The organism is Vibrio sp. 1167 (assembly GCF_033340375.1).
GTDB classification, from domain to species: Bacteria; Pseudomonadota; Gammaproteobacteria; order Enterobacterales; family Vibrionaceae; genus Vibrio; species Vibrio alginolyticus.
In genome coordinates this window covers 151336-164217 of sequence record NZ_JAWOWK010000003.1, presented here as the reverse complement: position 1 = coordinate 164217, position 12882 = coordinate 151336, and the positions used below count along the sequence as shown (strand labels likewise).

Annotated in this window: 14 protein-coding genes; 6 read left to right on the top strand and 8 right to left on the bottom strand. The window is 43.6% G+C overall.

Features of this window, described 5'->3' with window-relative positions:
- Positions 1-55: 55 nt before the first annotated feature.
- From R7Z78_RS07540 to R7Z78_RS07530, 3 genes are all read right to left on the bottom strand, one after another.
- The gene (locus R7Z78_RS07540; protein ID WP_169644387.1) at positions 56-1723 is read right to left on the bottom strand and encodes an ABC transporter substrate-binding protein; all 1668 of its coding nucleotides are present in this window, start codon (positions 1721-1723) and stop codon (positions 56-58) included.
- Between the two features lie 160 nt (positions 1724-1883).
- Entirely contained in the window at positions 1884-2498 is a 615-nt protein-coding gene (locus tag R7Z78_RS07535; protein ID WP_005373936.1) for an outer membrane beta-barrel protein, read from the bottom strand.
- A gap of 180 nt (positions 2499-2678) precedes the next feature.
- Complete coding sequence (locus R7Z78_RS07530; RefSeq protein WP_005387224.1) at positions 2679-3563, bottom strand: LysR family transcriptional regulator; 885 nt, start codon at positions 3561-3563, stop codon at positions 2679-2681.
- Between the two features lie 93 nt (positions 3564-3656).
- On the opposite strand from R7Z78_RS07530, the gene R7Z78_RS07525 reads away from it, so the two are divergent.
- On the top strand, positions 3657-4538 hold the full coding sequence (locus R7Z78_RS07525; RefSeq protein WP_005373940.1) for a DMT family transporter: 882 nt from the start codon (positions 3657-3659) through the stop codon (positions 4536-4538).
- 63 nt (positions 4539-4601) lie between these two features.
- On the opposite strand, the gene R7Z78_RS07520 is transcribed toward R7Z78_RS07525, so the two are convergent.
- The 4 genes from R7Z78_RS07520 to pncB form a co-directional block, all read right to left on the bottom strand.
- Positions 4602-5381 (bottom strand): methyltransferase domain-containing protein, encoded by a 780-nt coding sequence (locus tag R7Z78_RS07520; protein ID WP_054730619.1) that lies wholly within the window; start codon positions 5379-5381, stop codon positions 4602-4604.
- Between the two features lie 170 nt (positions 5382-5551).
- On the bottom strand, positions 5552-6070 hold the full coding sequence (locus tag R7Z78_RS07515; RefSeq protein WP_005373945.1) for a glycine zipper 2TM domain-containing protein: 519 nt from the start codon (positions 6068-6070) through the stop codon (positions 5552-5554).
- A 214-nt stretch (positions 6071-6284) separates the two neighbouring features.
- Complete coding sequence (locus tag R7Z78_RS07510; RefSeq protein ID WP_005373947.1) at positions 6285-6644, bottom strand: hypothetical protein; 360 nt, start codon at positions 6642-6644, stop codon at positions 6285-6287.
- Positions 6645-6964: 320 nt separating this feature from the next.
- Complete coding sequence (gene pncB / locus R7Z78_RS07505) at positions 6965-8275, bottom strand: nicotinate phosphoribosyltransferase (RefSeq protein WP_104976600.1); 1311 nt, start codon at positions 8273-8275, stop codon at positions 6965-6967.
- 298 nt (positions 8276-8573) lie between these two features.
- On the opposite strand from pncB, the gene R7Z78_RS07500 reads away from it, so the two are divergent.
- The 4 genes from R7Z78_RS07500 to R7Z78_RS07485 all read left to right on the top strand — a co-directional run bounded on the left by R7Z78_RS07500 (position 8574) and on the right by R7Z78_RS07485 (position 11419).
- Positions 8574-9299, top strand: coding sequence for an NUDIX domain-containing protein (locus R7Z78_RS07500; RefSeq protein ID WP_005373953.1), 726 nt, complete (start codon positions 8574-8576; stop codon positions 9297-9299).
- A gap of 32 nt (positions 9300-9331) precedes the next feature.
- On the top strand, positions 9332-9985 hold the full coding sequence (locus tag R7Z78_RS07495) for an isochorismatase family protein (protein ID WP_005389657.1): 654 nt from the start codon (positions 9332-9334) through the stop codon (positions 9983-9985).
- A gap of 29 nt (positions 9986-10014) precedes the next feature.
- Positions 10015-10371, top strand: a complete 357-nt coding sequence (locus tag R7Z78_RS07490; RefSeq protein ID WP_042523322.1) for a VOC family protein — start codon at positions 10015-10017, stop codon at positions 10369-10371.
- Positions 10372-10525: 154 nt separating this feature from the next.
- The gene (locus R7Z78_RS07485; protein ID WP_005373960.1) at positions 10526-11419 is read left to right on the top strand and encodes a DMT family transporter; all 894 of its coding nucleotides are present in this window, start codon (positions 10526-10528) and stop codon (positions 11417-11419) included.
- Here R7Z78_RS07485 and R7Z78_RS07480 read toward each other — a convergent pair whose 3' ends face one another.
- On the bottom strand, positions 11420-12160 hold the full coding sequence (locus tag R7Z78_RS07480; protein WP_169644385.1) for a DNA-binding transcriptional regulator YciT: 741 nt from the start codon (positions 12158-12160) through the stop codon (positions 11420-11422). It lies immediately after the preceding gene.
- Positions 12161-12377: 217 nt separating this feature from the next.
- Between R7Z78_RS07480 and R7Z78_RS07475 the strand changes: the two genes are divergently transcribed.
- Positions 12378-12857: a peptide-methionine (S)-S-oxide reductase gene (locus R7Z78_RS07475; RefSeq protein ID WP_054701515.1), complete on the top strand. Its 480-nt coding sequence runs from the start codon at positions 12378-12380 to the stop codon at positions 12855-12857.
- Positions 12858-12882: the final 25 nt, after the last annotated feature.

The following is a 12882-nucleotide window of genomic DNA, read 5'->3' as shown; positions in this document are numbered from 1 at the left end:
CCATCATTTCGATGGCTTTATGCGTTGGACATTTGCATAATCTTGAACACCGACTCTAGTGTGAATGAGCAATCCATAACCTATGTAAATCGCTATAGTCTGTATTCTTCACCTGCACACCTCGCACTTGCTGTGTTTTTGTCACTTCTTCGTAGCCAACAAACAAAGGCAAATATAGGTACTGATCGCGCAGCGCTTTCTCTAGGTTTAATAAAGACTGTAGCGAGTGATCATCTGCCATCGCCCTGCGAACCTTTTCTCTATGGCTTAACATCTGGCTTTGATCAAAACTAAAACGCAGTCCAGTTGCTATCGACAGCCATTCGAAGATGCCATATTCAAATGGTGCTTCCATGACTTCCTCAATGAAGAGCAAATCTGCTTGGTGAGACACTACCTCAGGAAAACTAATGTCATCAATAACAATGATCTCTAACTCTAATCCCGTTGCACGAATCACACTGTGCAACCATTCGGAATGACGAATTAAACTCGGAATCGTCCAGACAGGTTCAGCTAATACCACTTTACCTTTCATTTTAGGTATCACAACACCATCTGTTATTGATAAATCTTGCTCGTGAGTCTCTAACTGAATGCTGTCAACGGCACTTGGCGCATCATAAATTCGCTTTTGCACATGGATGTAATCAGCGAGTTGATACCAAGTCTCTTTTGTGAGTTGGGATTCCACGCGTTCGCGGTAGGTCAAATATGAAAATGCGCTAATTTTTTCCACTTCAACGTGATCGGAGCTTTGGTTAAAGCTCAACATATTTAAGGTTTTAACATCACCATGAGACAGCGTTATTTGATCTAACAATGCGCGTGCTGAAAAATACTCTTTGTGCGCTTCAAGAGTCATACTCTCCTGGTTCCAGCCGCTGATTTTAAATGGTCCAGTCCCTATGTGGTAGGAATAACTAGAACCGAAAGAGACGACATCTCGACACAGAATAGACGCATGAGGAGTTGCTAGCATGTATGGAAACAACTTGTTCGGATACTTCAATATAATTTTTAAGCAGTTAGATGTTTCTGCAACCACGCTATCAATACACTGCCAGAGCTCGTGAACTGGTCCTTTTATCTCCCTAAGTCTTTCTATACTCCAAACCACATCCTGTATGTTAAGGGGCTCGCCATCATGGCGATATATGCCTGGCCGCAACCATAACGTCATTACCTTGCCTTCCATTTTCCATTCGTGTGCTAACGATGGCTCGATACCACCATTGGAATTTTGGGTCAGCAATACGTCATAAACGCTTTTCGCGACGTGTAATTCAGTGTGACGGTAAGTATTCGCAGGGTCGATTTTGGATACCCAAGGGTAAGAAGAAATCAAAATAGCGTTATTTGATTCATTCAATCGATTCACTTTTTCAGAAGCGATAGTTAGTGCTCTAACCGCGGTTTGACCGAACCAATCAATAAGTTTCGTTATTGAGTTCATTCTTCCTCTGCCAAGCTCCTCAACCAAAAACTCGGTCATCGCTTGTTGGAGGGAAATATTAATACTGAGACGGCTAGCGTTACTTCGGCCAATCGCAGGTTGCCAATCGACCCAATCGTAAGTGGCAAGCTTTTTCATCACAATAGAAACATTGCGCCTCGACGTGCAAATCACCGCTTCTAGCTCAGAAAGCGTAACAAGGTGATACTGGTGAGGTTCAAAGTGCTTTAACAGTAGATCCAGATACCTAAGATTGACATCGTTCACAAAGATTCCTAAGAGTTATTCCAAAGCAAAAAAATAGCACAGGACGCTTAGCAACTAAACTTCCTGTGCTATATCTAAACAAATTCAAAGCTTGGACTCAGCTCGACCAACAGAAGTCAAAAACGTTTACTAAGCCAAGAGGTAACTTGAATAAGTATTCTTAGAAACGGTAGCTCATACCTACAGAGAACACATTGATGTCTGCATCAACCGTTACTTTTTCATTGCCAAATTTCGCAATGTCTAGCTCAGGCATCATGTATTCCCATTCAACTTGTAGAGCAAAGTTTTCAGTAATAGCGAACTCTGCGCCTAAACCGTACATGCCTGTTACAGTGCTGTCAGAAATGGTGGTATGGCCTGCGCTACCGTCAATCACAGAGTTGCTAATTTTGAATTCAGCATTGAAGTAAGAAAGACCAGCTTTAGCAAAAAGGTTGAAACGATCGCCAATCGGTAGAGTCGCTTTTGGCTGAATCGATAGATACTTCATATCACCAACAGTAACAACTTTGCCGTCTAAAGCATCGTAGCCACCAATGGCTGCTTCTAGAGAAATGTATTCGTTGAATTTGTAACCACCGAATACTTTGCCTGAAAGGCTTGAGTCATCTTCAAGTTTAAGTTTAGTGCTAGCGTTAGTACCACCACCATTGATAGAGCCATTAACATCACCAAACGATGCTTGACCTACAGATGCACCAACGTAAGGAGCTGCGTTTGCAACAGAACATGTTGCTAGAAGGGCTGTCATTAGCCATGTTTTTTTAAACATTGTATTTCACTGCCTGTTAATTATTGAGGTTGTGTTTTGCCCATCCTTAAGCATGCCATGCTATCCATTTCACTTGGTTTCAAAACCAAGTGGATGTTAATGAATAAAAACTCAATAAAACATGAAATATTTAGACACAACTTTGCCACTTTCTTTCTTAATTTTGACAATTTAGTCATTTCACAAGCATTGCTGCTTCAACCAGTTAGTGAGTTTGATGATTTCCGCTTGCTTGGCTCGACTCTTTTTATGAATAAAATAAAAGCTGTCGCCGGTTTCCAATCCATGAGAAGGGATGTACACCAAATCGTGCGCTTTATCTCTTTCATTGAGCATAAAATCATTCGCAAATGCGATGCCTTGGTCATAACGCGCCGCCTCTATTGCCAACAACATATGACTAAAATGTTGAACATCGACATCTTTCGGCAAGGTGTAACCGCCCGCTCTGCACCACTCAGCCCAGTCTTTTCCTCTCTCACGATAAATTGAGTCTGTCGACAAAATAGGGTATCGCCAAAGCGCTTCTGGAATCGGTTGATCTTGCAACTCTTTCCAAATTTTATGGCTGCAGACCGGATACAGCGTCTCCGCGTATAACTTTACCGACATGTAGTTTCGCTTTGGCTTTTCTACCGTGATAAAACAATCGCCAACGCTGTCTGTCTGTTCAGGATCACCAACGACCATATTGAGTGTCAGATCGATTTCTGGATGTAAGCGCTTAAAATCAGACAAACGAGGAATAAGCCACTTTACGGCAAGCGAGCTATAAATCGCCAACCGTATGCTGCCTTTGTCCCCTTCTCGCACCTTTTGGCTGGCCATCGCAATTGAGCTAATTGCTGGGCTAATATCCTCTAAATAGCGGGTGCCCGTATCGGACAAAGAGAGCTTTCTGCCTTGACGGATAAATAATGATTCACCCAAATAATCTTCTAATAGTCGTATCTGGTGACTAACGGCACTTTGCGTCACATTGAGTTCTTCAGCAGCAAGCGAAAAGCTAGAGTTTCTGGCAACAGATTCAAAACAGTGAACCGCTCTGAGTGGTGGCAATTTCATTATCTAAAAATCTCATACTTAAACTAATAAATATCACTTCACTTCATCCTATGACATCACCTACTCTTTGGCAAAGAAAGAGGAGAGGAAAAAGTGAAAGTTACATCGGTCGGAGCAGCGATGCTGCTATTAATTGTTGGAAATCTCATTGCGGTGCTTTCGGACTCTTTAATTAAAAGTGTCGGAAATGAAGTGCCTATTTTTCAATTTGTCTTTTTCCGACAAATTTCAGCGGTGCTTTTCCTGCTGCCAGTCTACTTGCTAACAAAAAATGCGCCTTTTCTTGAAGGGTTTAAGTGGCATGCTGTTCGCGCTCACGTATGGTTACTTGGCGCAATATTCATGGTTTTGGCGATCTCATCTTTACCGCTCGCAACTGCGAACGCGATCTTTTACGCCGCGCCATTGATCATGTTGCCGCTTGCAGCTATCTTTTTTGGCGAACAGCTATCTAAACAATCGGTCGCCGCAGCGATAATGGGCTTTGCCGGTGTATTGGTCATCATTCGTCCAGACCAAATCGATTGGGCAGCGATTTCAGCTTTAGTTGTTGCAATTACTTTAGCAATCAATAACTTGCTCATTCGAAAACTGCCAAAAAATCAGTCTGTGATGCAAACATTATTGATGACAAACTTGGCAGGTATTCCAGTAGCCTTCTTGCTTGTTCTGATCGAAGCAGAACCTTGGGACTGGAGTGCTTTCCCTGTTGCTGCTGGCTCAAGTCTGTTCATCATGATTTATGCAGCAACATGTGTCATCGCTTACCGCTCGATCGATAGCAACAAAATTGCCAGCGCTGAATACAGTGGCTTAATTGGTGCCGTGTTTGTGGGATTGATTTGGTTTGGAGAAGTGCCAGATATATTTATGGCAATAGGAACCATTATGATTGTTGTGCCTCTGGTTTGGCTTTCTAAACGAGAACGTCGTAAGAAAAAGTTGCAAGAGCAACAAGAAGCGCACGTTACTTAAAGTTGTGCTCTAACCCAAAGACTAAAAAACCGAGCCGTAAGTGCTCGGTTTTTTTATGTGGCTCTAATCGGTTTTTACGTAAGCGACTACGTGAGATAAAAACTGCCTTGCAAAGCGATCATTAAACCGGATGCGATATTCATGCTCGGCTTCCGACACTAGACGCCAGCCTTCAGCAAAGTATTCTTTGATATCATCAACCGCCTCTTCTTTATTTTTGATGTGTTTCGCGTTCCACTGATAAGTGCAAGAGACAACGATCAGCCCACCCACCTTGGTGGTTTTTTTTAGAGCATTGATCACGCTAAGTGGCGACTCACATTGATCAATCACATTTAAACATACGACTAAATCAAAGCGAGATTGGAGAGTATCGAGCTCAAAAGGCTGGTTAATTAGCGTCAAATCAACATGAGCACATTTCTGTACGATATCTCTATTCTCTACCTCTAAAGTGTTTAAGGTGTTCACATCGTGAAGGTAAGTAAGCTCGACGCGTTGTTCTTCTATTAATAGTTGCTTCAAGCCATCCATTAACCTATTTGAAGGCTCCACAAGCGTCGCTTCTTTAAGGTTAGGTAAGCGTTGCACTAACTCATAATAATTTCTTCCCAGCGCCGCCCCAACCTCAAGTAGGGAATACGGCTGAACGCTGCTTTCGATTACCGCCTGCGCAATAAAATCAGCAACTTGGGAGCAGTGAGGTGATGACAAAAAAGAAAGTGGGACTTGTTTTGAGCGACTGGTTATCATCTCAATCTGTTGATCCTCAATGAACTTGTCGAACCATTGCGCTTCGAAATAACCAGCCAGACCGTGCTCGGTCAGGTAAAAATCTTCCATGTTTTTTCCGTTCGTACTTTAAGAAAAGTGATTGTATCGAACGCGGAAATTAACGGGTATTTCTGGCCGCACATTCCAATGGGAAAACAGATGAAAACGCCGCTTATGTGAAAAAGCCCTTTCATCTCAAAGATAAAAGGGCTTGTTAATCGCTTCGGTTAAGTCGCTAACTATTGTGGTAGAACAACGTTACCATCTTGAATTGGGAACGTTTTTGTCGCTGGCTTGCTCGCCAAACGAACCGTCGTTGGTGCACCTGAAACTTCGTAAGTGACGTCGTAACCCACTACTTTATCAGATGTCGTATATTCTGTATGACACTGTTTTTTCGTCGTTGTTACTACATCACCTTTTTGCACATTCTCCTGGATCTTACGACCTGTCAGTGCACCAGCAATCGTACCAGCTGCAGTTGCAATCACTTTACCTGAGCCACCACCGATTTGGTTGCCCAGCGCTGCTCCAGCTGCTGCGCCACCAACCGTACCAATAATTTTATTGTCATCCGCAGGGGCAACTTGCTCGGTTACTACCACGTCTTTACATACTTGGTGCGGCTTTTTCACCGTTTCAGTCACCGCTTCAACCAAAGTAATGTTTGCTTGAGTTGGAGCTGGTGGCGTTTTGTCTTTACAGCCTGCTAGTACAGCAACAACTGCCGTTGCAATTGCGATAGATTTCATATTCATGATTTACATCCCAGTATGGTTTGCTTTGATGAGCGTTATGGTAAATCGCAAAAGGGAAATCACATCAGACGAAAACAAACCCTCTGTTATTAACAAGTAAAGAAACACTGTTTTATAAGAGGTACGTCAAGAAACACTCAGCAGAATGTCAACAGAGCTAAAACTGTATCACTACTGATTATGATTGGGCTGGACTAGTCTATGAGATTTATTTTTAAGCCAAGCTCAAAAATAGTTCGTCATCCGTTAAATACTTATGACGGTGGCTTAGATTACGCACGTGCATAAACATAAAATCAGGGAAACCAGGCGCTATAATGTTATTTGGTTCCCAGCATACACCGCCAACAAACACATATCGCCCCTGCTTGTCATCTTCGTGAAGGGGGTTATTAAGAGGAGAAGAAAACTCTGCTCGGCAACCTTCAACCACACAAACAATTTGTCCTTTAAAAAGGCCGATCACGCGCTTAACAAGATTTGCCTTGATGCCACATTTCCATGCTTGACGAGTGGCCATCTCATAGCCATATTTTCGGATCGCTTTCTTTTGCAAATGTACTACTAGGTTCATTTTGACTCCTGATTCAAGCAACTACGTGAAGCCCAAAGTCATAAAAGCAGATAGACGTCTATACCCGAGTGAGCTCATGGTACGTGGGAATAAACGACGTGATTAGACTGAGTTTAGTGTCGGATGAGATACACCGTCCACGATGCTGTAACGTATCGATTTACACCAATCAAAGGCAGATAACACATCAACTTTTGAGTGCTTTCCTGCGCTGTATCTGGTTACTTCTGTATATTACTATAACGAAATCACCCTCCACGTTTACCTATATAAATTTGTCGTAACGATAGAGGGTGCTTATCATGGAGAGAGGATAACGCCTACGCGTCAATGAGATAATTTTGACCTTCAGTTTCTAAACGATCAATCATTTTACGACACTCATTTAAATCAAGAGGTTGTTCAAAGCGGCGCTTGAGATTCATCAAAAAGAAGATATCTTCACACATGGCTTTCTCAGGTTCGTCACTGATTTTGGCGACCGGTGAACCATTGCACGTGACCATTTTTATCACGATAGAAAGTGGCTGGTAGGCTTCACCATCTTTATTGACATAATCACCCATATCATTGGCAAGAAAAGTACCGATACCAAAACTCACCTGAATACGTCCTTGGAAATACTCGCAAATATCTAACGCTTGTTCGAAGTTAAGTCCGTCGGTAAACACCAGTGTTTTTGTTAATGGGTCTATATTCAGCGACTGGTAGTGTGCAATCATTTTTTCACCCCAGCTATAAGGGCAACCACTATCGTGACGTACACCGAAGTATGCGTTACTTAGTTCTTCATCAAAGTCTTTAAGGAAAGCATCGATACCAATCGTATCGGTTAACGCAATACCTAGTGCACCATCAAACATTTTTTGCCAACGTTGCAACGCCACTTTTTGCGAATCTCGCACATTCACCAGAGCTTGGTGTCCCATAAACCATTCATGAGCAACGGTGCCGATAGGCGTCAAGTTTAGCTCTTTTGCTAAGTGATAGTTGCTTGTTCCTGTCAAACATTCCGGCACTTCCTGGCACAAATATTCCAGCATAGTGCGCTGAGCTTGGAAGGAAAAACGTCGACGCGTCGACATGTCAGAAAATTTAAAGTTAGTGATGTTACGACGTTTTAGTTCCGACTTTAGGTGCCGAACTTTCTCTTCTAAAACAGTGGTAAATTGCACAACAGGGATATCTGACCAACGCTGACGGCTACGAACTTCAGACACGATGCTCATGATGATCGTTTCGTACAAGATGGTATCTCGCCACAAACCGTTAATAGTAATTCTTAACTGGCTTGAGCCATCAGCCATGGCTTTGTTATGGAAAGAGACATCGCTTTGTGGGTTGAAACGGAAATGGCGCAGTGCATCAACAAAGTCAGGATTCAGGTAAGGCGCGACACGCTTAATATATTCAATTTCTTCTTGCGTAAATTGAATATCTTGCAGTTTAAGGACTTCGGCTTTTACCTCAGGCAAAAGCTCAGAAAGGTCTTCCTCACTGCGCACGATAAACTTATATGACACCATCGCATCAGGGTAAAGCGCTGTTACAGCACTCATCATATTGACTTTGTAGACATCGAAATCCAAAGCGCTTTGAATGATGCGGGAAGAAAATAGTTTGGTGGTCATTAGGTGCCCTTCTACATGCCCTTCCTGGGTATATAACTTTTTGTTACTAACTAATTTGCGTAAACAATAAACACCCATCTATAGTTTGTCAACTTTTGTTACTAACCACTCATTTTTATAAGGTTTTTTTGTCTAGAATTCGAACAAGCATTGTGAATAAGTCAGAGTCATCCGTAAATTTATGCTCAAACCGTATTAAGAACACTACCGAAAACGTTTCTAACAACTCGTTACTTACCCATTGATTGACCACTTGTTATGCGCTAGATTACTTACAAATCAATATTAGGACCCAACCATGATCGTATCTGTCGACATTATTCCATTCAGGCTATCTGGCTGTGCCGATAAGGGATTGGAAGTGTTGTTGATTAAACGTTCAAATCCAAATCGGCCATACCATGGAGTCTGGGCACTACCGGGCGGATTTGTCTTTGATAAAGACTTAACCAGTGAAGGCGGACGCCCGGCCGATGAAAACTTTGAAGCGGCGCGTCGCCGAATTTGCCGTGAGAAAATCCATACCTACCCTCGCCATTTTAGCGAAGCATTTATCGACGGTGATCCAAAGCGCGATCCAGAAGACTGGAGCTTAAACATTACGCACTACGCCTTAGTTGATCGTAACAATGTAGAGCAAATAAATAATGCAGGTGTACCGGAATGCCAACTTAAATGGTTTTCGCTACAGGCTATTCTCAATGGAGAAGAAACCCTCGCATTTGATCATCAAAAAACCATTGAAAAAGCGTGGCAAAAGCTTCGTGCATCCATTGAATACACATCGGTTCTTTTGTTTGCATTAGACAAAGAGTTTTTGGTTGCGGACATCATTTCTGCTTATCAAGAGTTTGGTATTGATATCAGCCGAATGACGATTAAGCGCCGCTTGATAGATTCAGGCGTACTAAAACCCACTAATAAAGTCGCTTCAACCAACAAAGGCAAAGGTGGAAAACCCGCAATGGTATATACGCTGACTAGCGACGAAGTAACCTTTTTTCAAAACTGTTTGCGTGGATAAACGCAGACAATCAGACAGACAAGGAGTCTGCCATGACTGTTCGAGTAAACTATCAAACTACAGCAGTGATCGACGTTGATCCAGAGAAAGGCTTTAGTGAGTTATGTCCAGATGAACTGCCCGTTGCAGGTGCGTTGGAAATCGTACCGGAGCTTTTGAACAATCATGCCAAAGGCCGATTAAAACTGGTCAGTCGTGACTTGCACCCACCGAAAGCAAAATGGGATGCAGAATCGCCAGCCAATATGCTTGAGCCCGTTGGTTTACCGAATGTGGATATAAAGTGGAACCGTCACTGTGTGCTTGGCACAACAGGTTCTGAGCTGCTAGATGGCTTACCACCCGTGTTGGACTATGATTTTCAAGTTAATAAAGGTATGGATCCTGACGCGCACCCTTACGGTATTTTTTTCCATGATATTGCCGACACCAAAACGACAGGCGCGCATGAATTTCTAAAGTTCAACGGGATTGATACCTTAGTTATCGGTGGCCTTGCCTTAGACTTTTGTGTGAAAAAATCCGTCATGCAAGCGCTGGAACTTGGCTACAATGTGGTAGTTAATCTTGCTTCAACTCGTGCGGTGCTGCCTGATAATGTAGAGAATGTGCTGACAGAACTCAGAGATAATGGCGCATTATTTGTCGAAAAAGCGGACGACATCATCGTAGAAAAGTTCGCTTAGAAACGATAGTAACCGAGAAGGATTTCACCATGCATCAACATGAAAAATTGAATTACGTTGAATTTGGTTCCACTAATGTCAGTGCGACCAAACAATTTTTTGAGCGTGCTTTTGACTGGAGCTTTACCGATTATGGTCCAGAATATTCTGCATTTTCAGGACAAGGGTTGGATGGCGGATTCTTCAAATCTGAGTTTATAAACCAAACCGCAAATGGTGGCGCACTTTTAGTATTTTATAGCTCAGACATTCAGGCCACTCAGACAAAAGTAGAGCAGCATGGTGGAAAAATTATCCGCCCTATTTTCGAATTCCCCGGCGGCTGTCGATTCCACTTCACTGAACCGAGTGGAAATGAATTCGCAGTATGGTCAGAGAGCCATTAAGTGATCACAAATCAACAACACACCATCAACGTGAGCCCAAGCTAGCCAGATCCGGAACTGGCATTACATTTCTGGTTGACCTCATCCTTGGTTTAATTCACTGTTAGCGCAACAATTAATCGATGAGGCGCTAGACCTCGACCAAGGATGTCAAATGACTGCCGTCAGTTTTTTTCGCTTACTCTGCCTCGCTGCTATTTGGGGTGGCTCGTTTCTGTTTATGCGAGTCGCCGCCAACACATTCGGGCCGGCTTACTTAATCGAATTTCGAGTTACATTTGCCGCCGTCGCTTTGTTATTGATCGCCGTATATTTGAAGAAGAAACTCACGTTAACTGCGCATACTAAACACTTCTTTATTATTGGCTTATTCAATAGCGCAGTTCCATTTTTACTCTTTGCGTACGCAGCCCAGACACTGAATGCATCAACTTTAGCAATATTGAACTCAACCGCCCCAATATGGGGAGCACTAGTTGGCTTTGTTTGGTACCGCAGCCCACTCACAGCGAAATCTGTTCTCGGTATGCTAATAGGCATTGGAGGCGTTGCAGTCTTGGTCGGCTTAGATACTTCAACCATAGGTGAAGAAGCCATGCTCCCTATTGCCGCCAGTTTGATGGCTTCTTTCAGCTATGGCATTGCTACCAACTACACTAAAAATGCGCCACAAGTACCAGCTTTTGACAATGCTCACGGCAGCATGTGGGCGGCGGTTATTTGGGTACTGCCGCTGCTACCATTCTTACCAATGCGTGCAGAACCAAGTCATTTCGAATGGAGCTCTGTTGTCACGCTCGGCGTTGTATGTACAGGGTTCGCTTATTTGCTCTATTTCCGCTTAGTTTCTGATATCGGCCCAGCGTCAGCACTGACTGTCACTTTTCTTGTTCCTGTTTTTGGTATCTTATGGGGCTACTTGGTGCTAGATGAGCCCGTCGGCTCTAACACCATCATAGGAACAATTCTAGTGCTTAGCGGCACTATGCTAGTCACCGGTTTCTCCCCAACAGCAATGCTCGCGAAGCGAAAACGAAGCGTGGCTTAATCAGCCTAATATAACTTCCACACCTCGCTTTTTGATTTTCTCAAGGTCGCTTTTCGGAGCGGCTTTGTCAGTCAGCAGCACTGATATTTCGTCAGTCTTACCAATTGATGAGGGATAAATTTGCCCAAATTTACTAGAATCCGTTAGAACAATATTGCGCCTTTTTTTCGCAATGATGGTTTCTGCGATCTCAGCGCGCATCATGTCGCGGCTAGTAAAGCCAGTGTCTTGATGGAAGCCGTCAATACCCAAGAAGGCCGTGCTGAAATGAATGTTCTCAATACACAACTTAGTCAGCGGTCCGACCAAGCTCTCGCCTTGGTGCTGATACACGCCACCAAGCAAGATAATGTTGGCAGAAGTGTTACGGATGAGATGGGCGATATACGCCGATGGCGTAATGATGGTCACATCGCCGCGCTCAGCCAATGTCCGAGCCAACAACGCATTGGCACTGCCTCCTTCAATCAGCACTGTCTCATTCGGTGCGACCAAATCCGCAGCTTGGTTTGCGAGCGATTGTTTAATATCGATACGTACTTCTAGGCGGGCATCAATGTCATCACTTTGCAACGCGGTAGCTGCGCCGTGAACGCGCTTTAGGTAGCCCTGTTGCTCCAGAAAGTTCAAATCCTGTCTGATGGTCACACCCGACACGCCAATGATGTCAGAAAGCTCTGTGACTTGAACGCGTTTACGGTCGTTCACTAATTGCAGGATTTCATTTTGTCTTGGGTTCACAGGTTCGCTCCTTATTGATGAGCTTACAGTATACTCACCTGATGTTTCATATGAAAAGAACTTGAAAGTAAAAAGGAAAAAACGCGTGGTCTGATTAGCCAAGCTGTACCTTGCGAATATCGCTCCCATCAACAGATAATAGGGCAACGAAAATGGGATGGAAGAAGAGGGGTTAACTCCCTACATCCCAACAACGATAGAGACTAGGATAAAAGTAATGGAAGAAATTTACTTCGCAGGCGGCTGCCTTTGGGGCGTGCAAGAATTTATGCGCCACCTTCCGGGCGTAATCAACACAGAAGCCGGGCGAGCAAATGGCACAACGGATAACACTCAATCCGAATACGATGGCTACGCAGAGTGCGTGAAAACCCAGTTCGACCCTGAGCAAGTTTCGGTTGAAACTTTAATGGGGTATTTGTTTGAGATAATCGACCCTTACAGCGTTAACAAGCAAGGTGAAGACGTAGGTGAGAAGTACCGTACTGGTGTTTATAGCCAAAACGAACAGCATCTCACCATCGCGAAAGCGTTTATCGCAGCACGACCGGACGCCGACAAGATCGCCGTAGAAGTACTGCCACTCACAAATTATGTGCCAAGTGATGATGAGCACCAAGACAGACTCACAAACTTTCCGAATGATTACTGTCACATCCCATTAGATTTACTACATAAATACAGGGATAACTCGTAACCGTTCAGTCGGCATCGCTTTAAAA

Bases quoted from the DNA above. Each gene is read 5' to 3' on its own strand.
- R7Z78_RS07535 (WP_005373936.1), bottom strand. From the start codon at position 2,498: ATGTTTAAAAAAACATGGCTAATGACAGCCCTTCTAGCAACATGTTCT.
- R7Z78_RS07530 (WP_005387224.1), bottom strand. From the start codon at position 3,563: ATGAAATTGCCACCACTCAGAGCGGTTCACTGTTTTGAATCTGTTGCC.
- R7Z78_RS07520 (WP_054730619.1), bottom strand. From the start codon at position 5,381: ATGGAAGATTTTTACCTGACCGAGCACGGTCTGGCTGGTTATTTCGAA.
- R7Z78_RS07515 (WP_005373945.1), bottom strand. From the start codon at position 6,070: ATGAATATGAAATCTATCGCAATTGCAACGGCAGTTGTTGCTGTACTA.
- R7Z78_RS07510 (WP_005373947.1), bottom strand. From the start codon at position 6,644: ATGAACCTAGTAGTACATTTGCAAAAGAAAGCGATCCGAAAATATGGC.
- pncB (WP_104976600.1), bottom strand. From the start codon at position 8,275: ATGACCACCAAACTATTTTCTTCCCGCATCATTCAAAGCGCTTTGGAT.
- R7Z78_RS07500 (WP_005373953.1), top strand. From the start codon at position 8,574: ATGATCGTATCTGTCGACATTATTCCATTCAGGCTATCTGGCTGTGCC.
- R7Z78_RS07495 (WP_005389657.1), top strand. From the start codon at position 9,332: ATGACTGTTCGAGTAAACTATCAAACTACAGCAGTGATCGACGTTGAT.
- R7Z78_RS07490 (WP_042523322.1), top strand. From the start codon at position 10,015: ATGCATCAACATGAAAAATTGAATTACGTTGAATTTGGTTCCACTAAT.
- R7Z78_RS07485 (WP_005373960.1), top strand. From the start codon at position 10,526: ATGACTGCCGTCAGTTTTTTTCGCTTACTCTGCCTCGCTGCTATTTGG.
- R7Z78_RS07475 (WP_054701515.1), top strand. From the start codon at position 12,378: ATGGAAGAAATTTACTTCGCAGGCGGCTGCCTTTGGGGCGTGCAAGAA.